Source organism: Pseudaminobacter soli (ex Li et al. 2025) (assembly GCF_029892515.1).
In the GTDB taxonomy this organism is placed as follows: Bacteria; Pseudomonadota; Alphaproteobacteria; order Rhizobiales; family Rhizobiaceae; genus Pseudaminobacter; species Pseudaminobacter soli_A.
Genome location: NZ_JARXVF010000002.1, coordinates 384,209 through 406,124, shown reverse-complemented (window position 1 = coordinate 406,124; position 21,916 = coordinate 384,209). Strand labels below are relative to the sequence as shown.

25 protein-coding genes and 2 pseudogenes are annotated in these 21,916 nt (G+C 60.9%); 11 read left to right on the top strand and 16 right to left on the bottom strand.

Features of this window, described 5'->3' with window-relative positions; genetic code table 11:
* Positions 1-77: 77 nt before the first annotated feature.
* On the top strand, positions 78-515 hold the full coding sequence (locus M2281_RS12755; protein ID WP_280821521.1) for an Lrp/AsnC family transcriptional regulator: 438 nt from the start codon (positions 78-80) through the stop codon (positions 513-515).
* Between the two features lie 141 nt (positions 516-656).
* On the opposite strand, the pseudogene M2281_RS12750 reads toward M2281_RS12755, so the two are convergent.
* A pseudogene (locus M2281_RS12750) lies at positions 657-920 on the bottom strand (amidase family protein); the annotation flags it as partial.
* Between the two features lie 312 nt (positions 921-1,232).
* Here M2281_RS12750 and M2281_RS12745 point away from each other — a divergent pair.
* Positions 1,233-2,759: a patatin-like phospholipase family protein gene (locus M2281_RS12745; RefSeq protein ID WP_280821520.1), complete on the top strand. Its 1,527-nt coding sequence runs from the start codon at positions 1,233-1,235 to the stop codon at positions 2,757-2,759.
* Positions 2,760-2,794: 35 nt separating this feature from the next.
* Positions 2,795-3,097 carry a glycine zipper 2TM domain-containing protein gene (locus M2281_RS12740; protein WP_280821861.1) on the top strand — a complete coding sequence of 101 codons (303 nt, stop codon included), beginning with the start codon at positions 2,795-2,797 and terminating at the stop codon, positions 3,095-3,097.
* Positions 3,098-3,208: 111 nt separating this feature from the next.
* Here the strand turns inward: M2281_RS12740 and M2281_RS12735 are convergent, their stop codons facing one another.
* From M2281_RS12735 to M2281_RS12710, 6 genes are all read right to left on the bottom strand, one after another.
* Positions 3,209-3,664, bottom strand: coding sequence for a hypothetical protein (locus M2281_RS12735; protein WP_280821519.1), 456 nt, complete (start codon positions 3,662-3,664; stop codon positions 3,209-3,211).
* 579 nt (positions 3,665-4,243) lie between these two features.
* Complete coding sequence (locus M2281_RS12730) at positions 4,244-5,305, bottom strand: LacI family DNA-binding transcriptional regulator (protein ID WP_280821518.1); 1,062 nt, start codon at positions 5,303-5,305, stop codon at positions 4,244-4,246.
* Between the two features lie 2 nt (positions 5,306-5,307).
* The gene (locus M2281_RS12725) at positions 5,308-6,153 is read right to left on the bottom strand and encodes an ABC transporter permease (protein ID WP_280821517.1); all 846 of its coding nucleotides are present in this window, start codon (positions 6,151-6,153) and stop codon (positions 5,308-5,310) included.
* Entirely contained in the window at positions 6,150-6,971 is an 822-nt protein-coding gene (locus M2281_RS12720) for an ABC transporter permease (protein ID WP_280821516.1), read from the bottom strand. Before M2281_RS12720 ends, M2281_RS12725 begins: the two co-directional genes overlap by 4 nt.
* 73 nt (positions 6,972-7,044) lie before the next feature.
* Positions 7,045-8,184, bottom strand: coding sequence for an extracellular solute-binding protein (locus M2281_RS12715; RefSeq protein WP_280821515.1), 1,140 nt, complete (start codon positions 8,182-8,184; stop codon positions 7,045-7,047).
* A gap of 25 nt (positions 8,185-8,209) precedes the next feature.
* Entirely contained in the window at positions 8,210-9,364 is a 1,155-nt protein-coding gene (locus M2281_RS12710; protein ID WP_280821514.1) for an ABC transporter ATP-binding protein, read from the bottom strand.
* A gap of 235 nt (positions 9,365-9,599) precedes the next feature.
* Here M2281_RS12710 and M2281_RS12705 point away from each other — a divergent pair, with 235 nt between their 5' ends.
* The 4 genes from M2281_RS12705 (at position 9,600) to nadC (ending at position 14,108) form a co-directional block, all read left to right on the top strand.
* A complete protein-coding gene (locus tag M2281_RS12705) occupies positions 9,600-10,553 on the top strand; it encodes an NUDIX hydrolase (RefSeq protein WP_280821513.1) in 954 nt (317 codons plus the stop codon).
* Between the two features lie 84 nt (positions 10,554-10,637).
* Complete coding sequence (gene nadA, locus M2281_RS12700) at positions 10,638-11,612, top strand: quinolinate synthase NadA (RefSeq protein ID WP_280821512.1); 975 nt, start codon at positions 10,638-10,640, stop codon at positions 11,610-11,612.
* On the top strand, positions 11,609-13,177 hold the full coding sequence (locus tag M2281_RS12695) for an L-aspartate oxidase (protein WP_280821511.1): 1,569 nt from the start codon (positions 11,609-11,611) through the stop codon (positions 13,175-13,177). The genes nadA and M2281_RS12695 overlap by 4 nt, the downstream gene beginning before the upstream one ends.
* 79 nt (positions 13,178-13,256) lie before the next feature.
* On the top strand, positions 13,257-14,108 hold the full coding sequence (nadC, locus tag M2281_RS12690; RefSeq protein ID WP_280821510.1) for a carboxylating nicotinate-nucleotide diphosphorylase: 852 nt from the start codon (positions 13,257-13,259) through the stop codon (positions 14,106-14,108).
* 454 nt (positions 14,109-14,562) lie between these two features.
* Here the strand turns inward: nadC and M2281_RS12685 are convergent, their stop codons facing one another.
* Entirely contained in the window at positions 14,563-14,796 is a 234-nt protein-coding gene (locus M2281_RS12685) for a hypothetical protein (protein WP_280821509.1), read from the bottom strand.
* 43 nt (positions 14,797-14,839) lie between these two features.
* Between M2281_RS12685 and M2281_RS12680 the strand changes: the two are divergent.
* A pseudogene (locus tag M2281_RS12680) lies at positions 14,840-15,076 on the top strand (glutamate decarboxylase); the annotation flags it as partial.
* Positions 15,077-15,250: 174 nt separating this feature from the next.
* Here M2281_RS12680 and M2281_RS12675 read toward each other — a convergent pair.
* From M2281_RS12675 to M2281_RS12645, 7 genes are all read right to left on the bottom strand, one after another.
* Positions 15,251-15,682, bottom strand: a complete 432-nt coding sequence (locus M2281_RS12675) for an aminopeptidase P family N-terminal domain-containing protein (RefSeq protein ID WP_280821507.1) — start codon at positions 15,680-15,682, stop codon at positions 15,251-15,253.
* Between the two features lie 589 nt (positions 15,683-16,271).
* Positions 16,272-16,439 (bottom strand): Thivi_2564 family membrane protein, encoded by a 168-nt coding sequence (locus tag M2281_RS12670; RefSeq protein WP_280821506.1) that lies wholly within the window; start codon positions 16,437-16,439, stop codon positions 16,272-16,274.
* A gap of 64 nt (positions 16,440-16,503) precedes the next feature.
* Positions 16,504-16,845, bottom strand: a complete 342-nt coding sequence (locus tag M2281_RS12665) for a hypothetical protein (protein ID WP_280821505.1) — start codon at positions 16,843-16,845, stop codon at positions 16,504-16,506.
* Between the two features lie 217 nt (positions 16,846-17,062).
* The gene (locus M2281_RS12660; RefSeq protein ID WP_280821504.1) at positions 17,063-17,812 is read right to left on the bottom strand and encodes an ADP-polyphosphate phosphotransferase; all 750 of its coding nucleotides are present in this window, start codon (positions 17,810-17,812) and stop codon (positions 17,063-17,065) included.
* Positions 17,799-17,942, bottom strand: a complete 144-nt coding sequence (locus tag M2281_RS12655; protein WP_280821503.1) for a hypothetical protein — start codon at positions 17,940-17,942, stop codon at positions 17,799-17,801. Before M2281_RS12655 ends, M2281_RS12660 begins: the two co-directional genes overlap by 14 nt.
* A 100-nt stretch (positions 17,943-18,042) precedes the next feature.
* Positions 18,043-18,438, bottom strand: a complete 396-nt coding sequence (locus M2281_RS12650) for a PRC-barrel domain-containing protein (protein WP_280821860.1) — start codon at positions 18,436-18,438, stop codon at positions 18,043-18,045.
* Positions 18,439-18,672: 234 nt separating this feature from the next.
* Positions 18,673-19,086 carry a GTP pyrophosphokinase gene (locus tag M2281_RS12645; RefSeq protein WP_280821502.1) on the bottom strand — a complete coding sequence of 138 codons (414 nt, stop codon included), beginning with the start codon at positions 19,084-19,086 and terminating at the stop codon, positions 18,673-18,675.
* A gap of 421 nt (positions 19,087-19,507) precedes the next feature.
* Between M2281_RS12645 and M2281_RS12640 the strand changes: the two genes are divergently transcribed.
* The gene (locus M2281_RS12640) at positions 19,508-19,789 is read left to right on the top strand and encodes a hypothetical protein (protein ID WP_280821501.1); all 282 of its coding nucleotides are present in this window, start codon (positions 19,508-19,510) and stop codon (positions 19,787-19,789) included.
* A 146-nt stretch (positions 19,790-19,935) separates the two neighbouring features.
* On the top strand, positions 19,936-20,547 hold the full coding sequence (locus tag M2281_RS12635; protein ID WP_280821500.1) for a hypothetical protein: 612 nt from the start codon (positions 19,936-19,938) through the stop codon (positions 20,545-20,547).
* Between the two features lie 580 nt (positions 20,548-21,127).
* On the opposite strand, the gene M2281_RS12630 is transcribed toward M2281_RS12635, so the two are convergent.
* Positions 21,128-21,322, bottom strand: coding sequence for a hypothetical protein (locus tag M2281_RS12630; RefSeq protein ID WP_280821499.1), 195 nt, complete (start codon positions 21,320-21,322; stop codon positions 21,128-21,130).
* Positions 21,323-21,550: 228 nt separating this feature from the next.
* Between M2281_RS12630 and M2281_RS12625 the strand changes: the two genes are divergently transcribed.
* Positions 21,551-21,853, top strand: a complete 303-nt coding sequence (locus M2281_RS12625; protein WP_280821498.1) for a hypothetical protein — start codon at positions 21,551-21,553, stop codon at positions 21,851-21,853.
* The last annotated feature ends 63 nt before the right edge of the window (positions 21,854-21,916 follow it).

Genomic DNA, 21,916 nt, shown 5'->3' with positions numbered 1-21,916 from the left:
CATCCGGCAAAGCGTCGGTTAGACCGGCAGTTTGCCTGCTTCGACCGGCACTTTGACGGAAGCCAGTGGAGCCCACCATGAAGGAACTCGACGCCAAGGACAGGGAGATTCTCGGCATCCTGACGAAGGAGGCGCGCATACCGCTGAAGACGCTGGCGGGTCGCATCGGCCTGTCGCGCAGCGCTACCAGCGAGCGCGTCGCGCAGCTCGAAAGGTCGGGCGTCATCCGTGGCTATCGCGCGGACATCGGGCAGATGGAACAGGGCTTGGTCTGCGCCTTCCTGCTGGTCACGCTGGTGCGCACGCCTTCGCTCGGCATTCTCGACCAACTCGCGCGCTATCCGGAGGTGCGGCGTGTTTCGTCGGTCAGCGGCCAGCTCGACCTCATCGTGGAGATCGAGGTGCCGTCCATCGACCGCCTCAACACACTGCGCGACCTGATCGCAAGTCACCCCGGCGTCGAGGACCTGACCACCGCAATCATCCTGCGGCGGGATATCGAACGGGCCGTCTGACTTCGAGGTCAGGCCGCCCTTGGCAGCGGATGGGCGGCCGAAAAAGCCGAGCGCTTCTTCCAGCTTCGCTGCGCAATCGAGCAGAAAGCGGTCCTCGTGCCAGCGCCCGACCAACTGCAGGCCGATCGGCAGGCCGGCGGACGACAGGCCGCAAGGGATCGACAGCGCCGGATGTCCGGTCAGGTTGAACGGGAAGGTGTAGGGATACCATGCACCGCGAATGGTGCCGACATCCTGGCCGGCGATCTGCACGCGACCCAGCGGATCGAGCCCGATCGGCAGCGCGGGAGCCGACAGCGTCGGCGAGGCGATGACATCGCAGCGCTCGAACACCTGCTGAACCTTACCGAAACAGGCGGTGCGGGCGAACCGCGCCTCGCAGAGATCAGCCGCCGTGTAGCCCATGCCAGCTCTGATGGTCTCGATCAGCGTCGGGTCGAGCCTTTCGGGCGTTTTTTCCATCGCCTTGCCTACCGGCGCCCACAGAAGCGAGCGCAGCACCCGCCGCAGCGCTGGCCATGCTGATCGCTGCATCGGAACGCTGATCCACGCCCGGGCGCCTACCGCGAAATATCTACCCGCCGACAAGGTGAGTGCCGTGCTTCGCGATATGACAAACGCTTCTCGGGCCCAAGATATTTTCCTGAGGGCAGTCTGCCGCCTAGGCCGTGCAATTGAGAGCGTTGGGCCGCAGTTCGCTGCGGAAGTCAGGACTACTTGAAGGATTACTATCACCGTGCAACCCTCTGGCCCCAAAGGGGAATCGGCGGCGAGGGCAATTCAGTGAGAAACGTAATCTCCCAGCTGCTGAGGGCGGTTGGCCTTGCCGCGGCGATTGCAGCTTCGGGATGCGTTGTCGTCGACACCTCTCCGATAAACTTTGTCAGCAATATGCCGGGTGCCCCGTCGCCCGACTACATCCCGGATGCCACCGATGACGGCTCGACGGTGTTGGCGTTGTCGTTTTCGGGTGGCGGTACACGGGCGGCCGCTTTCGCCTACGGCACGCTTTTGGAACTCGACACGCTGACTATCGACGAATTTCCCATCACGCGCACATTGGTCGACAATGTCCGCACTGTCGCTGGAACGTCCGGTGGCGCCGTCCTGGCCGCCTATCTCGGTTACAGGGGAAAAGATGACTACCGGGATTTCCGCGAACGTTTCCTGTATCAGAACGCCGAAGCCAACATGGCTACCAGCGTCTTGCCCGGCACCCTGGTCAAGGTGGCACTCCGTGGCGGGGCCAATGATCGAAACAGCTTCGCGAGATGGCTGGACGACAACCTTTTCGATCGGGCAACCTTCTCGGCATTCGCCAAGCCAGGCAGGCCGCTCGTCTGGGTAACGGCCTCGGACATTTACAACAATACGCCATTTCTGTTTACCGAAGACACGTTCGCCGCCCTGTGCAGCGACATCAGCCAGCTCAAGATCGCCGAGGCCGTTGGGGCTTCCGCCGCGGTTCCAGTGGTCTTCGCGCCGATGATCCTTCAGGCGCCCAAGATAAATTGCGATTACCACCGCCCTCGCTGGCTGGACCGGGCTTTGGATACGGACAACCCATCAATCCGGCTGCAGGCCTATGCCCGATCGTTGGACTCCTACCAAGCTGATCAAAATCTCAACTTCGTCCGGCTGCTCGACGGTGCACTGACGGACAATCTTGGCATCACCGGCCTCACCCTCGAACTGGCAAAAGCGGATAGTCCGTATGCGCCGCTATCGCCGCAACAAGCTGTGAGGCTCCGCAATTTCGTCTTCATCGTTACCGACGCAGGCAGATACGTCCCTTACGAGTGGGGTGAGACGCAGCAAGCACCCCATCTGGGGAACATCGTTCGGGCCGTATCGGACACCACGATTGCTTCGGCAAACAGGAGCGGGTTCGACGCGGTCGACCTGGCCCTTAATCAATGGCAGGAAGCGCTGATCCATTACCGGTGCGGCCTTTCACGGGAACAGGTGCACAAGCAGCGCGGAACACTCGTCGGTTGGGACTGCCGAGACGTGACCGTCACCACCGAGTACCTCTCGTTCCGCGACGCCGATCCGGACTCTTTCGCCCGCCTCAACAAGGTGCCCACGCGGCTCAAACTGACCCGCGACGAAGTCGACCTCGCCATCGAGGCCGGTAGGCAGGCGGTCCGCAACAACCCTAACATCCGGAAAATTGCAGAGGAAAGCCGGAAGGGCGCACTAATATTCGACGCCCTCGAAGCAAAGCAGGTCCCTGGGGAGTGATTAGTGGCGATGCCGCCACTACGCCGACGCTCAACCTGCCACAATCCGTGGCTATTTCCGCGCTTCCATCGAACACTGCTGGATGTTCTCAAACTGAACAGAGTGCTGGAACGGGAGCACTCGTCGGCGGAGCCGGCGGTGCCCTCGTCGGCCAGGCTATCGGTCGCGACACGAAAAGCACAGTAACCGGCGCTGGTGCCGGAGCGCTACTTGGTGCTGTTGTTGCTGGCTCAGGCAGCTCGCAACCTCGCGGTCAAGAAATGTGCCGTTACCAGGACCGTTATGGACGCATCTACACCGCGCCTTGCGACGACCGCTCCTACAGCGGCGGTTACTGATCGCGCGCTAGGATGCAAAAGAAAGCCCGCCGCCTCGGGTGAGACGACGGGCCAGTGCTTGGCTGAAAAATGGCCTGAACCGCTAGGAGCGGCCGACCCTACCGGACGCGCTTAATATCCCCGACGATATCCTGGATAGCAGGGGCCGTAATAGGGGTTGCAGTACGGACGCGGATAGCGGCCGAACCCAAAGAAGCCGCCGCCTCCTACACCGCCGCCACCCACGCCGCTGCCGCCGGCGCTATTGCCGCCCATGCCGCCGGCGCTATTGCCGCCCGTGCCGCCGCCGCCCATCCCGCCCCCGCCGTGTCCGCCGCCACCGCCACCGCCACCGCCGCGGACGAACTGTAGGCCGCCAGGATCATCGTTTTGCTTGTGTAAAAGGATGCCGTGTATGCCGCTGTTCACCGGTTGTGCTGGAAGAGCGCGGAAAGCCTCGCCTACTGCGTTCACGGTCGGGACAATGCCGGGAATTGAGCTGGGAAGGGACGCGGCAAAGGCACCGCCGCAGAGCGCTCCAATGCTCAGCAATCCCGAACATGCGAGTGTTGAAAGATAGCGTTTCATTGTCTTCTCCAAGGGAAACCGTCCGTGAAGCCCAATGCCCGCTGATCGCAGGGGGAGGATTGACCTTGGTGCGATGATCTTCGGGGTTGGGCCTCTATCGGACCTACGAAGTAGACGCTCCGCGAACCAAAAAATTCCCGAGGTGCACGCTTTTTTGAACAGACCTCATGGAGGCGCCGTCCTGCCAAGGAGTGGCGGACGGCCCAGTCGAAGGTGCCAACTTCGATCCGCGCGACTTCGTTGGGAGCGTGTACAGCAAGCCCGTCGCCTCTGACGATACGATGGGCCTTTGTTGCCTGGGCGCTCAACACCTCGGTACTCGGCACCCTACCGTAGGCGCCAGCAGGCTATGCGGCTATTAACAACGAACATGCATTATTAGCAATATGTCGTTGAAATTCCTCGGAACAACTATGCAGTTTCATCGCTGCAGCCCGAATGGCTGCGACGGTGTCAGCGTCGAACATGACACGTCCTCTCCCTCCTTGAGGCGTGATTGCAGATCAAGGCCTTCATCACGCGGGTCTATATGGCTTTGCCGAAAGGGACGTGACGGCCGCGTCCATAAGCCGCTGGTTATCATTCGGTCTTGGCGGACGCGTTTCCCGCGAGTGCCGCGCTTTGCCGAGTCACCAGCGGCGCGGCCAGTTTCGTCACCATCGGCGGTAGTTGTGGATCGCCCTGGCGCCGATCGAGAAGCTCCATCGCCTTGGTCGCCAGGAGGTCCGGATCCTGCCTGAAGGTGGTGAGGCTATATGAATCCCAGGCCGCCTCCGGTACATCGTCGAAGCCGATGACCGAGAGATCCTGCGGCAGCGACAGGCCGAGTTCGTGGCGCGCGACGTCCATCAGGCCGAAGGCGATCAGGTCGTTGACGCAAAAGATGGCCTCGGGCCGGTCCGGGCGCTTCAGCAGGCGATGTGCCACTTCGCGCCCGCCGGCATAGTCCGAATCCCCTCCCCGCTCGAAGATGACTTCGGCCCCCAGGCGCACGGCCTCGTCACAAAAAGCGCCCTCGCGCTCGACGATGCTCGGCGTGCCTGATGCGGAACCGGCTAGGCCAAGCTTTCGGAAGCCGCTGGCAACGAAACGGGCAGCCGCCTCACGCGCCGCGCCGGCATTGTCGGTGCGTATATGGTCGCATTCGGGCTCCGAGCGCCCGATGACGATCAACGGCTGGCCGTTGCAGCGGGCGAGATCGACGAAGGACGATGGCGGCGAGCCCGAGAGGATGATGGTGGCCTCCGCGCGATGGCCGAACAGGGCCGTGCGTGCGGCGGCAAGTTCCGGCTCCGTCTGCCCGGTATCGATGATGATTGGCACATTGCCACGCCGGATGAGCGCGCGGGCGAGCGAAGCCATCAGCAATGCACGGAAGCCGACTTCCGGCTTGGTCACAACAAGGCCGACGAGACGGCTGCCATTGGCAAGCAGCCCGCGCGCAAGGTCGTTGACCTGATAGCCCAGCTCCTCGGCCGCCCGCACCACCTTCTCGCGCGTTTCCGGCGAGACGCTGGCGCCGGACGTGAATGTGCGCGAGACGGCCGAGCGCGACACGCCCGCTCGCTGCGCAACCTGCAATGCGCTGACGAAGCCGGGTCTTAGGCTCGTGGCAGTTTTTTCGGGTTTGGCTTTCTTCATCGTCACCGTCCGACTCTGGAAAGCACGTCGGCTTTCAGGAATCGCTCTACGACCAGCATGAAACCGACCGACGGGATGAGAAGCAACAGCGCCGTGATGGACGCGACCTGGTAGTTGCCACCCGCGCCCGCATTGTAGAGCAGCAGCGGCAGCATGTTTACGTCAGGCGCACCGACGAAATAGCTGCCGGTGAACTCGTCCAGCGACTCCAGGAAGACTAAGATGGCGCTGGCCATCAGGCCGGGCATGGCAAGCGGCAGCGTGACATCGCGAAAGGTCTGCAGCGCCCCAGCGCCAATGGAGCGCGCGGCCTGTTCCAGCTCGACATCTATGGCTGAGAAGGCGGCCGTGGCGATCCAGACAGCGAAGACGAGGCCATGGGTGACGTGCACAAGAACGACGCCCGCGATGGTGCCATTGAGGCCGATTTCGTAGAACAGCCGCGCAACATTGACGTAGACTGGCAGGTTCGGAAACGCCTGCGGGATCATGAAGACAAGCAGGATCAGCCCGCGTAGCGGCAGCTTGAGCCGTGCCAGTGCGTAGCCGGCGGGAACCGCCAGTGTCAGCGAAACGGCAACCGTGAGGATCGCCACGACGACGCTGTTGGTCAGCGATTCCATCGCGTTGCCGCGCGGCGAAAATACTCGGGCCCAGAAGCTGAAGCCGTATTCCAGCGGCAGCGTGTGCGGGAAATACCAGCGTTCGGTCACCGCCCACAAAAGCAGATTGGCGAGTGGCCCGAAAATGGCAAAAGCGAGCAACCCAAGGAGTATACCACGCGGCAGCCACCAGAGATCGAGGCGCAGCCGCGACGGCTCGGCGATGGAATGGGTCAGCGCGGTCATGCCCGCTCCTTCATGGTCTGGCGCAGATAAATCCAGGCGACGCAGGCGGTCACCCCGAGCGAGATCAGGCCAAGCGCGTTCGCGACGCCATAGTCGCCATAGGCGTTGATACGGAACGCGATGTCGGCGGTGATCATGGTCGGCGACTGCGCATTGATCATCAGCGGCACGGATAGAACCGACATCATCGTCACGAAGGAGAGGATGAGCCCGACGACCAGCGTGGTGGCCACCTGCGGCAAGACGATTTCCAACAAGATGCGCAGGCGCGAGGCGCCGAGATTGCGCGCAGCCTCGATCGTGCTCCGGTCGAGGGAGGCCATGGCCCCCGCCAGCAAAAGCGTGACGAAGGGTGTCTGCTTCCAGACGAATGCAATGATGATGCCGCGCCAGTCCAGCATGCCGCTCGCTTGCATGGGCGTAATGAACCCGGCGCTGATTAGCACGTTGTTCATCAAGCCGTTCTTGGCGAGGAATGTGCGCAGCACCTGGCCGACGACGATGAAGGGAATGAACATCGGCCAGCGGTAAAGCCACCGCAGGATGGCGACCGCGCGCGGATTTTCGCCGAGCGTCAGATAGCCGGCTATGGCCGTCGAAAGCGCACCGATGATGACGGCCGAGAAGGAGACAATCACCACCGTGAAGACGATGTCTTGCGCGTAGAGCGCGAATGCCTTCTCGAAATTGGCAAGCCCGTAACGCCCATCGGCCACGAACGCGCCGACCACCGAAGCGGCGAGCGGCACGAGGAAAAGCAGCACGATGACCGCAAGGGCGGGCAGGACAAGGATGAGACCGAGCAGGCGCTTCGACATCGACGGGTACCTGATAGTGTGTGGACCCGGCCCCTCTCGCGAGGAACCGGGCCGGAAGTGGGATGCCTAGGCCTTAGTTGGCGGCCTGGCTTTCGTAGGCTTCCAGGATCGCCTTGTTGTAGGGCGCGATCGGGAAGGTCTTGCCGTTCGTCGCCAGGTCTTCCGGCGAGATGTCGGTGAAGAGCTTGTTCCAGGACGCTTCGTCGAGTTCAGACTGGACGTATTTGGCGTCGATGCCCGGGTACCAGTTGAAGCGCTTGACGATGCCTTCGGCCTGCACCTTCGGGCTGGTGGCCAGCGCCACGAACTTCTCGGCCAGTTCCTTGTTGGCGGCCTTGGCCGGGATCACATAGTGCATCGGCTGGCCAGGCATGCCGGGGGCCGGCAGGACGAGCTTGATTTCCGGCGGCATGCGGCCATCGGCCTGCCAGGAATAGAACATGTCCACCCACACCGGGCCGATGGCAATTTCGCCGCGGCTCAGAAGGTCGAGCGTGCCGGCATTGCCGGGAGTGAGCGTCGCGTTCTGGGTGAAGTCCTTCAGGCTGGCGAAGGCGCCGTCCCATTTCTTGGTCTCGGCCTCTTCGAAGGGACCGTTCATCAGCTTGCCCGCGTCGCTGCCGCCGAAAGCGTAGATCCAGCCCATGACGAAGCTGACGCCCGAGGCGCCGCCCTTGATGCCGTTGTAGCCGAACTGCTTGGGGTGCTCCTTTGCCCAGGAAACCAGTTCCTCGTAGCTCTTCGGCGGATTGGCAACCAGAGCCGGATTGTAGGCGAGCGCAGTCTGGCTGTTGAACATCGGCATCACATAGCCGCTGACCTTGGTGCCGAGAGCCATGTCGGCGTTGGCGCGCGTCACCAGCTTGCCGGTCTCGATGTTTGGGCGATAGGCCTCGAGATAACCGGCCTCGACCATCGGGCCGGCGAACTTCTCGTGCACCACGGCAACGTCGGTGTCCCACTTCTCGGAGCCGGCCTTGGCCTGTGCCTCGAAACGCTCGGTGATCTTTTGGGAGCCGGCGTCGCCCGGCCCCGTGCCGACGGCGCGGACGGTGTTGCCCGGGTACTGCTTTTCGAAAAGCGGTCCCAGATATTCGTTGATGTAGTCGACCATGTTCTGGTCGCCCGCGGTCACCACCGTCAGTTCGGCGGCCGAGGTCGGCGTCACGCCAAGGGCGAGCGCCAGCGTCGTCGCTTGCAGAAGGGTCTTCATGGTTAGAAATCTCCGGTTGAAGAAGTCAGGCTTCGGATACTTCCAGGAAGCGGCTTTCCGCGCCGCTCCGGGAAACGGGTGTCGGGGGCGGCGACGCCTCCCGAGAATTGAAGAGAAACAGCACCTGGTGCGGGATGCGGACCTTAACGGCCTCGCCAGGCGAGAAGGCGCGCGGCGCATCGACCAGGATTTCCGCCGCGCCGATTTTGATCGAATGCCGCCACAGGCCGCCGGGATAGCTGACGGCGGCCACCCTTCCCGCGAGTTCAAGAACGGCATCGGGCAGGTTCTCGCGGCTATCCGCAGGCAACAGTTGCGCGGCCTCGGCGCGGAAGCGTGCTTCCACCGTTCCGCTTGCAAGCGGCCGCCCGTCGAGCGGCACCACGCAGCCTTCATTGTCGCTGCCTTCCAATATCTCGAAACGGGAAGCCTCGGAGTGTCCCGTCAGGACCAGCCGGTTTTCAGCGCCCATGAAGGCCGCGACGAAGGGCGAGGCAGGACGATTGTAGACCTCTTCGGGCGTTCCCTGCTGGGCAATGCGGCCGGCGTTCATGATGACGATGCGGTCGGCCATCACCATGGCCTCTTCGCGATCGTGCGTGACATGGACGGCGGTAATACCAAGCCGCTGCTGGAGCGAGCGGATTTCATGGCGCACCTGCAGCCTGATGCGCGCATCGAGATTGGAGAGCGGTTCGTCGAGCAAAAGGATCTGGGGATCGATGGCCAGAGCACGGCCGAGCGCGACGCGCTGGCGCTGGCCGCCGGACAGTTCACCCGGCTTGCGCGTGCCGAGCCCCGACAGGCCCAGAAGAGTTTCCATCTCCCCGACGCGGCGCGCGATCTCGGTGCGTGGGCGGCGCTGCAGCTTGAGCCCATAGCCGATGTTTTGCGCGACCGTCATATGCGGCCACAGCGCATAGGATTGGAACACCAGCGCCATGCCGCGCTTGTCCGGCGGCAGGTTTGTCACGTTGCGGCCCGCGACGCTGATTGAGCCGCCGCTTGGTTGCACGAAGCCTGCAATCGCCCTCAGAAGCGTGGTCTTGCCGCAGCCGGAGGAGCCCAGAAGCGCGACGAACTCACCCTTTCGAATGGAGAGGTCCAGCCCCTGCAGGACCGGCGTCCGGCCGTAACCGGCTCTGATCCCAGCGATGTCGAGAAAGGCTTCGTCGTTCATGTTCAATCCGTTGCACAGCTGTGCAAAGCAATGCGGAATTGCCTTGCGCGTCGGCAATGCTGATACGGGTCTTTCATAACGGCCTGATGACGGATGGAACGGGACGCTCTCCAGGCACATCGAGATGGATGTCGTGCCGCTTATGTGCTTAATAGCAGACAGCTAGGGCGCGGCGGGTCCACGTTCGGTTGCGTCAGCGAACGCTTCGTCCAGGGTCCTGAACAACCGGCTGAAAATGCAAGACAAAACAATTGCCAGGCTGAATGAACCGGCGGTCGCGGGTGAGAACCACGGCGTGCAGGTGGAGCTGACCGCCGTGCTCGTTGCGGTACCCAATGGCAATCCCGTCGTGCTGACGATTGGCTCTGCGGCCGCCTTGCCCTCCGGTCCGCTTGAATCTGGGCATCGCTCGCTGCAATCTGGCCTGCGCAACTGGGTCGAGCAGCAGACCGGCCATCCGCTCGGCTACATCGAACAGCTCTACACCTTTGCCGATCGCGACCGCAGCGGCGAGGACCCGGAGCGGCGCGTGATTTCGATCAGCTATCTGGGCCTGACGCGTGAGGAGCCCTCGCGCGTGACATCGCCGGGTAGCTGGCGCAACTGGTACGAGTTCTTCCCATGGGAGGACCATCGCTATGGCGCCCCACCGGTGATCACCGACGTCATCGAACCGGCACTGCGCCAATGGGCCGATGATGCGGGGCCGCAGGAAAAGCGCCGCAAGCGCTGGCAGCGCGCCGCCGTGTGCTTCGGCTTCGATGACCAGCATTGGAACGAAGAACTGACCCTGCAGCGCTATGAGCTGCTTTACGAGGCTGGCCTGGTCGAGGAAGCGGCGCTCAGGAGCGGAGTCACTGGTGTGCAGCTCGTTCCAGGGCGGACGATGCACGGCGACCACCGGCGCATCCTTGCCACCGGCATCGCCAGGCTAAGGACCAAGATCAAGTATCGCCCAGTCGTGTTCGAGCTCATGCCGCCCGCCTTCACGCTGCTGCAGCTGCAGCGAACCGTCGAAGCGCTGGCCGGAACGACCGTTCACAAGCAGAATTTTCGTCGCCTGATCGAACAGCAGGAACTGGTCGAGGAGACCGGCCAGATGTCCTCCGACACCGGCGGACGGCCGGCAAAGCTGTTCCAGTTTCGCCATGGCGTGCTCGACGAGCGCTCGGTGGCCGGCACCAAATAGCGAAATCGAAGCTTGACAGGGCTTATGCTCATGATAAGCATATCCTTATTATACTCATTTCGAGCATAATAAGGATGAAAGCCCATGTCTGGCACCTCCCCCTCCGCCGCCACGCTCTACAGCCGGGTCGAAAAGGTCATTCCGGCCATCGAATGGCCAGTGTTTGCGGACGATATCGACGCGATCCTGCGGCTCAAACGTGAGCGAAACGCCGTCATACTGGCGCACAACTACCAGACGCCGGAAATCTTCCACTGCGTGGCCGACATCGTCGGCGACAGCCTGGCGCTGGCCCGCAAGGCTATGGAGGTCGAGGCCGAGGTCATCGTGCTGGCCGGCGTGCATTTCATGGCCGAGACCGCCAAGTTGCTCAACCCCGAAAAGACAGTGCTGATCCCCGACCTGGGGGCGGGCTGCTCGCTGGCGGATTCGATTACGCCCGAGGACGTGCGCCTCATGCGCCAGCGCTTTCCGGGCGTGCCGGTCGTGACCTACGTCAACACCTCTGCCGCGGTGAAGGCCGAGTCCGACATCTGCTGCACTTCGGGCAACGCCAAGGCTGTGGTGGAGTCGCTCGGCGTGCCGCGCGTCATCATGCTGCCCGACGAATATCTGGCCCAGAACATCGCCGCCCAGACCGATGTCGAGATCATCGCCTGGAAGGGCCATTGCGAAGTGCATGAGCGGTTCACTCCCGCCGACATTCGGGAATTGCGTGAAGCCCATCCCGGCGTCACCGTGCTCGCCCATCCCGAGTGCCCGCCCGAGGTGGTGGCGGAAGCGGACTTTGCCGGCTCGACGGCGGCAATGTCTGACTATGTCGGCAGGGAGAAGCCGGCGCGTGTCGTGCTCATCACCGAGTGCTCGATGAGCGACAATGTCTCGGTCGGCTATCCGGACATCGAGTTCATCCGCCCCTGCAATCTTTGCCCGCACATGAAGCGGATCACGCTTGGCAACATTCGCGCCGCGCTTGAGGAAAACCGCCACGTCGTGACCATCGATCCGGAACTGGCGGTGCGCGCCCGCCTCGCCGTCGAGAGGATGCTCGCCGTATGACCGTCGAAGTCCGCGACCTCGAGGGGCGGCCGGTCATCATCGGCGCCGGCATTGCCGGCCTGATGACTGCGCTGGAGCTAGCTCCCGAGCCGGTCGTGCTGCTGACGGCCGGAGCGCTCGGCGGTGAAGCATCCAGCGCGCTGGCGCAAGGCGGGCTCGCAGCAAGCCTGGGCGAGGACGATTCCCCCGAACTGCATCGTGCCGACACGTTGGCGGCCGGCGACGGGCTCTGCGACGAGCGTATGGTCAGGCGTATCGTCGAGGCCGCGCCCGGCGCGATCGACAAACTCGCACGCCTGGGTGTCGCCTTCGACCGCTCTGAAGACGGCAAGCTGCGCCTCGGGCTCGAGGCCGCGCATTGCCGCCGCCGCATCGTCCATGCGGCTGGCGACGCCACAGGCCGCGAGTTGGTGCGAGCTCTCGCTGCCGCAGTCCGGCAGACGTCGTCGATAACTGTGCTCGAAGGCGTCGAAGCGCGACGCTTGCTGGTCGAGGACGGCTTCATAGTGGGCGTGCTGGCGGCTGGCGCGACAGGCGACGTAGTCATGCAAACCGGCCGCGTCGTGCTGACCACGGGCGGCATTGGCGGCCTGTTCCGCGACAGCACCAACCCGCTCGGCTGTTTCGGCCAGGGGCTGGCGCTTGCGGCGCGCGCCGGAGCCGAATTGGCCGACCTGGAATTCGTACAATTTCATCCCACGGCGCTCGATACGCCCCGTCGGCCGATGCGGCTGATCAGCGAAGCGGTGCGCGGCGAAGGCGCCTTGCTCATCGACGAAACCGGCCGGCGTTTCCTGGCCGACATGCCGGGCGCGGAACTAGCCACGCGGGACGCCGTCGCGCGCGGCGTCTACCGTCATCTCGCGCGCGGCCACCGGGCCTTTCTGGACGCACGCGCATGCCTTGGCTCGGCTTTTGCCAAGCGTTTCCCGGCCATTGCCACCTTCTGCCAGGAGGCGGGCATCGACCCCGCCACCGATCCAATCCCGGTCCGCCCGGCGGCGCACTACCATATGGGCGGCGTCGTGGTGGACGGCGAAGGCCGCAGTTCGGTTCCGGGGCTTTGGGCCTGCGGCGAAGTCGCCTCGACCGGACTTCACGGCGCCAATCGTCTCGCCAGCAATTCGCTGACCGAGGCTGTCGTGACCGCGGGCTGGGTGGCGACAAGCATCGCCGCCACGCCTGCAAGGCCGGTCACGGCAAAAGGTGTGGCCGCAGTGCCGGTCCGTCCCGATCCATCGCTGGCACAAACTTTCGTTTCGTCGGCGATGGGCGTGCTGCGCGACGGCGAAAGCTTGCGCGACGCCGCAGCCGCCTTGCTGCCGCTAGCGATGGGCAATTCGGCCGGCGCCGATCCTGCGGCCGTCGCCCTCATGATGACGGTCTCGGCACTTCGCCGCGAGGAAAGCCGAGGCGCGCATTGCCGAACGGATTTTCCTGCGCAGAGCGCAATTGCCAGCCGCTCACGGCTGAACCTTGATGAGGCTGTCGAGGCCGCAGCCGAGTTTGAACCTCTTCCCATTACAGCGCCGCGCGCCCGATCGGGCGCGCAAAGGACGCTGTAACATTTTGAATCTGCGCATAATCCTTTCCAAAAATCGATTCCGATTTTTGGGGTTATGCGCTAGCAGGAGCGCCTGACCGATGCCGCTGTCCCCCTTGCCCCAGATCATGCTCGAACCGCTGGTGCGCGCCGCACTGCTGGAAGACCTCGGTCGCGCCGGCGACATCACCACCGATGCCATCGTGCCCCCGGAGCTGACTGCGAGGATGATGCTCGCGGCGCGTCAGCCAGGCGTCGTAGCCGGTCTCGACCTCGCCACGCTTGCATTCCGTCTCATCGACCCCGCCATCGAAATGAAAGTGGAAACGCCGGATGGAAGCCGACTGGTGGCCGGCGATGTCATCGCAACGCTCAGCGGCCCAGCGCGCGGGCTGCTGACGGCAGAACGCGTCGCCCTCAACTTCCTCTCGCATCTGAGCGGCATCGCGACCGTCACGGCCGGGATCGTAGACGCCGCGCGGGCACACAAGGCGCAGATCGTCTGCACCCGCAAAACCACGCCCGGCCTGCGCGCCCTGGAAAAATATGCCGTGCGCGCCGGCGGCGGATCGAACCATCGCTTCGGGCTCGATGATGCCGTGCTGATCAAGGACAACCACATCGCCATCGCCGGCGGTGTGCGGCCGGCCATCGAGCGCGCCAAGGCCGGCGTCGGCCACATGGTGAAGATCGAAGTCGAGGTCGATACGCTTGGCCAGCTCGAGGAAGCGCTTGCGCTAGGCGTCGATGCCGTGCTGCTCGACAACATGTCGCCCGAAATGCTGACGCAAGCGGTGCAGATCGTCGCCGGCCGCGCCATCACCGAGGCCTCGGGCCGCGTCAACCCGTCGACCGCACCTGCAATCGCGGCCAGCGGCGTCGACCTGATTTCGGTCGGCTGGCTGACCCACAGCGCCCCGATCCTCGACATTGGACTGGACACCGTCGGCTGATCGCAGGCGGTTGCCAACCTATGGCCATCGCCCTGCCTTCCGTAGGGGCAGAAGTTTGATCCAAATCAACGAGGACCCGACCGCCCGGCCCTATCGTCTCCAGACATTAATGGAGATTCTCAATGCCTACGGATTCAATTGTCGTCGTGGCCTGCGTACTGGGCGTTTTTGCTGCGTTCGCAGCGGTCCTCGCCTACGGGATAACAACATCGGGAAAATGAAAGCAGACAGGCCGACCCCCGGCCCAAACGTCGAACACTGGACGTCAGCCTCATACGGTGGCGTCCAGTGTGGGCTGCCAAGGTATGACCTTGAGGTCGGTCCACAGAAACCTGTTGCCATAAGTAGCAGGCAATCCACTTCGCATAGGCCCCGAGTGGACGAAATTGCCTCCCGCCATCTCGCACGTGTCCATATGTAGGTCCGTTGTCAGCGGCGCCGTTTCACTTGACGATCACCCGGTATGCTCTAGCTCCAGCACCAGCGCGATCCAAGGCTCGAGCAACAGCTCGATGTCGCAACCGTACCATACCGGGCGGCGGAGTTTTCTCGTGACCAGTGCAACCATGAAGGCCGCCGCTTCTCCGAGCGCCAAGATGGCAAGGTAGGCGGCAGGATGGTGCTCGACTTCTCGTAGGAGTTCGACACGCGCACTTGGCAGGCTTGAAAGCCGCCTCCACTTGGCCACATGGCCAATCGCGAACGAGAGTTTCTGTCAAAAGGAGATTGTCATGACTGACGGGAACCGGCTGGCACAAGGGCTCATCGATCCGCTGTTCGGCGCCGAACCGCTGCAGGGCATCGCCGCCTCACAGGTCTTTCCTACGAAGGAAACGATGGCGAAAGCCGTCTTCCAGATCATCCATGACGAGCTGTTTCTCGACGGCAATGCGCGGCAGAACCTCGCGACCTTCTGCCAGACTTGGGATGACGAATACGTCCACAAGCTGATGGACCTGTCGATCAACAACCGGTGCCCTCCGATATCGGCATAAGCAGACTTAGAGATGCAGATGGCAACTAAGTCGCTGAATTTAGGGCCAATAGTTGCCGCACCACGCTCACGCTCGGCGCGGAAAGCGTGACAGAAGTCAACATTGTGCGTCCTTTGAGAACCGCAAAAGCGGTGCCTAGAGCGGTGCCTACAGCTTGCGCAGGTCGAGATTGACATGATCGTACTCGATGCCGATGCGCTTCACATTGAGCAGCGCCTGCTGCAGCGCATGGAAATAGTTGTCGCGCTGCCAGTCGGTGTAGGTGACGTTGTCGCCGAAGGTGCGGCGCCACGGCTGGCCGGCGTCGATACCGGCGGAAATGGAAACCGCCTTGTCGGCTGTCACCACGAAGGCATAACGACGGCCGAAGTAGCAATAGAGGAAATCCGCGAAGTAGCAGATGTTGTGGTAAGAGGTCAGGATAGCGGCGTCGAGTTTTAGCTCGGCGAGGATCTTGCGCAGCCCGTCCTGACGACGTGACATTTCGGCGGCGCTGAAGGTCGGTACGGCCTTCTCGCCGTTGTGCATGTTCTGCAGTCTGAGTAATTCGTTCGGCATACCTTTGGCAAAAACGTTCATTTTTTCCTCCGCATCGAGACCGGATGGTTGAGCTTCGATACGGATCATAGGAGGCCGAATTGGCCGCTGGAAATTAGAAGTCTGTATCATCGGATTAGGGTCGCTGATCTCGCACATTGGCTGCGACCCGAAGAGTGTTTCGAAGATGAACCAAGCGTTTGATCGCGCCAGAGAGTTGGAGCCCTTAGCTTCCGCATTAGGTCGTAGGGATTCGTGGTCGCAGCATTCGAAAGGTCGCACCGCCTTTGAACGAATGACCGCTTTCGGGAGAGCGGCAGCCGCTCGAGAATGACGTAGATGGGGTGCAAAGCCGATATGCGCGGCGCTGCACTAAAATCACTCTACGCCTGCCAGGTGCAAGACTGGCTTTCCGGGTGACCACTTCCGGCTTCGAATCCTTTCCTCGAAGCCTGGTCATCCGTTCGGCTCGCGCACCTAGATCTAGCTTCGGTCACGGCGAGCCCCTTGCCAGCATGACTATAGGAACGTGACACGAACCTGGACACGCAACGGAAAAAGCTGCCTCAGTGGGCCGCTTCTTTGTTCGCAGCTCTCGATGAGGTGGTGCAGAAAGTGAAGGCCGAATTGTTCAGAAAACTGCAAGGTATTTGAGCAGCGACACGATACCGATGATGATGACAATGATTTGAATGATCTGTCGTATTCCGGCGTCGATAGGCAGACGCTGAACAAGGTACAGCACCAGAACCACGACAAGAAAAGTGATCAGTATGCTGATAATTCCTGACGCGGCCATGGCGACTCTCCTTGAAAACAGACCGCATGGTTGTCCGTCGAGCAATGAACTTTGAGCAGAGTGCTCAGTTCCAATACCTACGGCGGCCTTGACTATTGATATTCATGCCTGTGGCGACTCCGATCGTGAAACCGAGCAATGCCGCCGCTCCAATAACCAAAGTAACTGCTCCTGGACTCTCGCGAGCGACTTCCCGCACTGATTGTGTCTGCGTGCCAAGTCGCTTTGCGGCACGCGACGCTCGGGCGGATGCAGTTTCGATCGCTTCGCGTGCCAGCCTGGCCCCCCTTTCCTCAATAGTATTGTTGATCTTACCTATCTCACCGCGCAGTTCTGCGATCTGCTTCTCGAGCGCCTTTTGGACGTTGTCTATATTCAGGCCCGCTGCCTTGGGAGCATTAGCCATCGTCTTGTCCTTCGCAAATATTGGTCAAAACGGTGCGAAAGACGAAACGTTCCGCCGAGTGGCAACGAGATCGTCAGGCGCTCGTGTCCAATGACGTTTGCGGACGTCAGGTCCGGAACGGAGACCATTCACGGGAGACGTCGCGCCGAGCATTCCCGCGGCTAGCGGAAGCGCCGGGCCTACCCCCCGTCCACGGCTGCCAATCGTTGCTCTGGCCCTATTCTTGGTTCGCTAGCTGTTTGCGAATCTCCTCCAGTTCCCGCAAGCGCTCCGGGCCTGTCCTTGGATAGCTCATGTCGAGTCTGGCGAAGGTATCGAGGATAATTTGCGACACGATCAGCCGCGCATTCTCCTTGTCGTCTGCCGGTACAATGTACCAGGGCGCATTCCGTGCACTGGTTGCGCCGAGGCACTCCTCATAAGCTTTCATGTAGCTCTTCCAGAACTGACGCTCATGGACGTCCGCCAAGCTGAACTTCCAGTTTTTCTCTGGCTCGTCGATGCGCGCGAGGAAGCGCTTGCACTGCTCTTTCTTGGATAGATGGAGAAAGAACTTCACTATGCGGGTTCCGTTTTCGTGTAAATGCCTTTCGAGATCCACGATCGAGCGGTAGCGCTCTTCCCAAATGCCGTCTCCGTGGGGATCCGGCTTTCTCTGCAGTCCTTCACAAAGCAGGATTTCTGGGTGGACACGGACGATTACAACTTCCTCGTAGTAGGATCGATTGAAGATACCGATGCGCCCTCGCTCCGGTAGATCCCGCGTTGTTCGCCACAGAAAATCGTGTTCGAGTTCTGCCGGACTGGGATGTTTGAAGCTGAACACCTGGCAGCCCTGAGGATTAACCCCGGACATGACATGTTTGATGGCGCCATCCTTGCCCGCAGCGTCCATGGCCTGGAATATAAGCAAGACTGCATATTGATTGCAGGCGTAAAGTAGCTGCTGTTGCTTACTGGGCAACATGCTTGGCGAGCAGGTCCTGATAGTCCTTCTTGGATTTGTAGACCGGCTCTATCTGCGTCGGCCAATCATCAAGGTCGACCTTCTTTCCTTCCCCGACGCGAAAGTCCTTTGACCGAATTTTCATCGCCATCGTTCATTGTCCCCCCGGTCGAAGCCGAGGAGGATCTGAATTGACCACGAGCTTTCTTATGGTCGCCTCATAGACCGAGGCGAGCTCGGCTGGGATGTTATTACCGTTTCCAGCGCCCCTCGTACTTGAACTCCGGGGCGGCCTTGAGCTGCTCCTTGGTCGCGTCCATCGTCGCGGTCCACTTCTTGTCTTTCTCGTCGTAGTTGATTTTCACCGCCTCGGGGCTGACCACAACGTAATGCTCTCCCACTCCGAGGAACCCGCCAACAGAGACGATGTACCCCGAAAGCGTGTTTTGGGAGAGAACCAGATCCTTGATCTCGCCAACATCGTCATTGCCGCCGTTCTTAATTTTCAGCCCAATGAGGTTGTAGCTGAGAACATCCGTTGGCTTTGGGGCAACGAACGTCTGAGTGCTGGTGCTTTCCGTGGTTTGCGCGTGAGCCGCACAGATCAAAGGAACTGTCGTGGCGAATGCGATTAGGATCCTGCGCATGACTTTCGTCCTTTCGTCTCTTGTTGCCGAGATGCCAGCATTAACCCGGACGCCCAGTTGTTGTTCCAAATCGCCTGGGCGACTATCGGCCACGGGTGCCCTTCTTCAAGGATTCGATAGCGAAGCGGACCTGAAACGCAATAAGGAGCCACCGTCCACGCCGGACGCCAGGCTCTGGGCACGAACATGCGCCCGCGAAAGTTCCGTAGGACAAGCGCACTGAGACGACTAGCCTCAGGTGCTGATCCCAAGCATGGTCAGAGCCCGCGCATACTTTTCCATACGCTCGTCTTCTTTGAAAATCTGGGCCGTCCGGTAATTGTCCCTGAGATCGGCGATCTTCACTGGTAGCGCCAGTTGATTTGACGCTGCCCGCTTTACAAAGTCGCAATAGTCCTCGCCAACGCGGCGAGACATCGCGTCAACTGCTTGGATGATCTGAGGTGGGATGCCGTCCTCGCGCAGGTCGTCGAGTGTAATCTGGGATTTTTCGACAACGTCATGGAGCAAGGCGACGATCTGTTCGTGGCCTTCGCTTACGGCTCCCATCACTCGCAATACATGTCGGATATACTCATTGCCATGCCTATCGACTTTCCCTCGGTGCGCCGTTGCCGCAATAAATAGTGCCTCTTCAAATAAGCTCATAGCTGCACTCGCTACACGCGCGGTCGTCGACGGACAAAGCAAATCCTCAACGGCGGGCGTCGGCTGCCGTTCCGCGATCGGCCGAAAAACTAAATGCTGCTTTCGCAAAATAGAACCATGAGGGGGCGTAAGGCCCTCCAACTGTTTGGAAGGCAGGGGCTTGTCTTTGGCGGGTAGCGGTTCCCACCGGCCACAAATGTAAGTGCCCGTCCCGGCAAGAGCTAGGTTGCCGAGCTACAGAAAACTCGTCACAATAATCGCTGCGGCCGTGCCCAGCCTGCTCGTCGTTAGCCAGAAATGTCCCGATTCATCAATGGCGTCCATTCGGAGATGTGGATCACGACTGCCGTATCAATGAAAGCGGTTTATGGGTCCGGCCCTAGGACCTAACGGCGCCAACAACTCCTGATAGGAGGTCGACATGGTGCGACGTACAGATGAGCAAGACGCGGAAATCCAGAAGGAGCTTGAGCTCGAAATCCCAAAGGTCGCTGAGGTTGTGGCGAAGGCGGAGCGTCACCTGAGGGTGCTGTCGGACATTGGCCAACTTGCGGCGCTCTATCAGATGGCACTTCGCTACTACGTCCGAGAAACCGAAGACGAACGGACCGCCATCGATGCGGTGGGGCACTTTTGCGAGGAATTGGTGCACGGCATCAAGAGCGTGTACTCCGATTTGGACGGCCACAAATCCAAACGATAGGGTGCGGAGTGCCAAATCCGCCGCACTGAAACGCAAAACAAGCCCGCCGCATCAGGGTGAGACGACGGGCCATTCTAGTTCATGAGAGCGTCTCGTTCAGGCGCCTCTCGGATCATCCGGCGATACGTTCACCACGTGGATTTGTGATGATGGTGATGAACCGGGACCATATTCCCGTTGCCGTTGTTGTTGCCATTGTTCGAGCCGCGGTTGTTATTTCCGTTGTTGTTGCCGTTGTTCGAGCCGGAATTATGGTTGCCGTTGTTGTTGCCGTTGCCCGAGCCGGAATTGTTGTTTCCGTTTCCAACACCGTTGTTGTTTCCGCTATTGAAATTCCCATTCCCGTTTCCGTTATTGGACCCGGAGTTATGGTTGCCGTTGTTGTTGCCGTTGCCCGAGCCGGAATTATTGTTTCCGTTGTTTCCCCCATTGTTGTTGCCGCTATTATTGTTGCCGTTACCGTTTCCGTTGTTGGATCCGCTATTGTTATTGCCGTTTCCATTCCCATTATTGGAGCCGGTATTGTTATTCCCGTTGTTGTTTCCGTTTCCGGATCCAGTGTTATTGTTTCCGTTGTTGTTCCCGTTGTTGTTTCCCGTGTTGCCATTCCCGTTGCCGTTGCCGTTGCCCGATCCGGCACTCTGGCTGCCGCCACCACTGGGATTGCCGGCATACGCGCCTTCGGCGACAAAGGCCGCCATGGCAAGAACTGCAATCGAGCTGAGGAGAAGCTTCTTCATGTCGGATTCCTTTCGTGAACAATCGACAAAGAAAATCTGATGACAGGACGATCTGCTGCCCCCACAACGAGAACTATTCTCGCGCTAGTCTATTTTCATCATCGATTGATTGTGTTCAATTCAGGGATTCTACTATCCAGCCCGGGTGAAGCCCCTCTACTGTGGCGGGCATTGAAGGGGGAATCCTGACAACCGGCGTGCGCTAGATGGAGGAAAATGCCGTCTCCGCTCACTCCGTATTTTCAGCCGAAGCTCCGGACGCGGCTCTTGCGGGGCAAACAGTCCAAACACGCGCCGAGTGCGCCCGAGGTCTGATGGAAAAGCCCGCCTCAGCGAGCCGAGGCGGGCCTTCTACAGACATGAAAAAACTGCTCACTCGCATTGCGGAGTTTAGTCCTGGCAGAACCTTCGGTCATGTCAGGGGAAACAGTGCGCTGAAAAGAAAATACCCGCCCCGAAGACCGGGGCGGGCCAAGTATTGTGCGAAGATGTCAACGAAAAGAACGCTAGCGAGCGCAAACTAGCGGCCCCCGACCAGCATAGTCATGTCAGGGAAATCAGCATGGTGCACACCGAAAAGACGTAAGGCGCCAGCAAGTCAGAGCCGGTGGATAGTAGCGGCGAGCTTCTCAAGCGCTGTGACATCGTCATCGTAGTACGTAGCGTACGCAGGAAAGCGTTCCCGCTGGAGCCGATAGAAGTTGATCCACTTCGATAGATCGGAGATCGGATAGGTATTCGTCCAAGCGCCCTTCGTCATGGTGAAGGTCTCGGCAGCGGAATCATGTGTCACTGAGGTATTCATGCGGCTGCTCTAGTCCGATGGGCCGCACAGGCCTAGGCATTCGCACGAGCCTGAAACACAAGAATAAGCCCGCCGCCTCGGGTGGGACGACGGGCTTGTCGCGGTGGCCCCCGCCACCAATGCGCCTAGTTGGAACATCAGCAACGCAGAATCTCTGGGTTGGTTCCATTAGGTTTCTCTAAAATGCGGACCACCCAAGCAGACCAGATGCGGGACATGGATTTGTTCACCAGCAACCGAACGGAGGCGCTCGTGACAAGCTCCGCGATACACAAGTTGAAGGGTGCCGGGTATCTCATTTCGACCGTCAGCGTGCTCCTGCTGGCGTTCGTGAGCTGGCAGCACGCAAAGGAAAGCGTAGCTCTGACGGCATGTTTGCTCGTAGGAGCTCTAGCCTCCATCATCGGCATGTTCTGCCGCTGGCTTACCTACGAGATCGAGAAGCGCCAAACTGCAAGGTCGGCCTCACCCGACATCGCGGGTCTTGGCCGCTCTGGCCAGGTACCGGATTTGGAGTGATTTGGAATACAAGCTGCTTCGCGGCACAAGGTCGGTAGATCTCGTGTCGGGCAACATGACAGG

Coding starts and splice junctions, on each gene's coding strand:
- M2281_RS12755 (WP_280821521.1), top strand. CDS start 78: ATGAAGGAACTCGACGCCAAGGACAGGGAGATTCTCGGCATCCTGACG.
- M2281_RS12735 (WP_280821519.1), bottom strand. CDS start 3,664: ATGAAACGCTATCTTTCAACACTCGCATGTTCGGGATTGCTGAGCATT.
- M2281_RS12730 (WP_280821518.1), bottom strand. CDS start 5,305: ATGAAGAAAGCCAAACCCGAAAAAACTGCCACGAGCCTAAGACCCGGC.
- M2281_RS12725 (WP_280821517.1), bottom strand. CDS start 6,153: ATGACCGCGCTGACCCATTCCATCGCCGAGCCGTCGCGGCTGCGCCTC.
- M2281_RS12720 (WP_280821516.1), bottom strand. CDS start 6,971: ATGTCGAAGCGCCTGCTCGGTCTCATCCTTGTCCTGCCCGCCCTTGCG.
- M2281_RS12715 (WP_280821515.1), bottom strand. CDS start 8,184: ATGAAGACCCTTCTGCAAGCGACGACGCTGGCGCTCGCCCTTGGCGTG.
- M2281_RS12710 (WP_280821514.1), bottom strand. CDS start 9,364: ATGAACGACGAAGCCTTTCTCGACATCGCTGGGATCAGAGCCGGTTAC.
- M2281_RS12705 (WP_280821513.1), top strand. CDS start 9,600: ATGCAAGACAAAACAATTGCCAGGCTGAATGAACCGGCGGTCGCGGGT.
- nadA (WP_280821512.1), top strand. CDS start 10,638: ATGTCTGGCACCTCCCCCTCCGCCGCCACGCTCTACAGCCGGGTCGAA.
- M2281_RS12695 (WP_280821511.1), top strand. CDS start 11,609: ATGACCGTCGAAGTCCGCGACCTCGAGGGGCGGCCGGTCATCATCGGC.
- nadC (WP_280821510.1), top strand. CDS start 13,257: ATGCCGCTGTCCCCCTTGCCCCAGATCATGCTCGAACCGCTGGTGCGC.
- M2281_RS12675 (WP_280821507.1), bottom strand. CDS start 15,682: ATGAACGTTTTTGCCAAAGGTATGCCGAACGAATTACTCAGACTGCAG.
- M2281_RS12670 (WP_280821506.1), bottom strand. CDS start 16,439: ATGGCCGCGTCAGGAATTATCAGCATACTGATCACTTTTCTTGTCGTG.
- M2281_RS12665 (WP_280821505.1), bottom strand. CDS start 16,845: ATGGCTAATGCTCCCAAGGCAGCGGGCCTGAATATAGACAACGTCCAA.
- M2281_RS12660 (WP_280821504.1), bottom strand. CDS start 17,812: ATGTTGCCCAGTAAGCAACAGCAGCTACTTTACGCCTGCAATCAATAT.
- M2281_RS12655 (WP_280821503.1), bottom strand. CDS start 17,942: ATGGCGATGAAAATTCGGTCAAAGGACTTTCGCGTCGGGGAAGGAAAG.
- M2281_RS12650 (WP_280821860.1), bottom strand. CDS start 18,438: ATGCGCAGGATCCTAATCGCATTCGCCACGACAGTTCCTTTGATCTGT.
- M2281_RS12645 (WP_280821502.1), bottom strand. CDS start 19,086: ATGAGCTTATTTGAAGAGGCACTATTTATTGCGGCAACGGCGCACCGA.
- M2281_RS12640 (WP_280821501.1), top strand. CDS start 19,508: ATGGTGCGACGTACAGATGAGCAAGACGCGGAAATCCAGAAGGAGCTT.
- M2281_RS12635 (WP_280821500.1), top strand. CDS start 19,936: ATGATGGTGATGAACCGGGACCATATTCCCGTTGCCGTTGTTGTTGCC.
- M2281_RS12625 (WP_280821498.1), top strand. CDS start 21,551: ATGGATTTGTTCACCAGCAACCGAACGGAGGCGCTCGTGACAAGCTCC.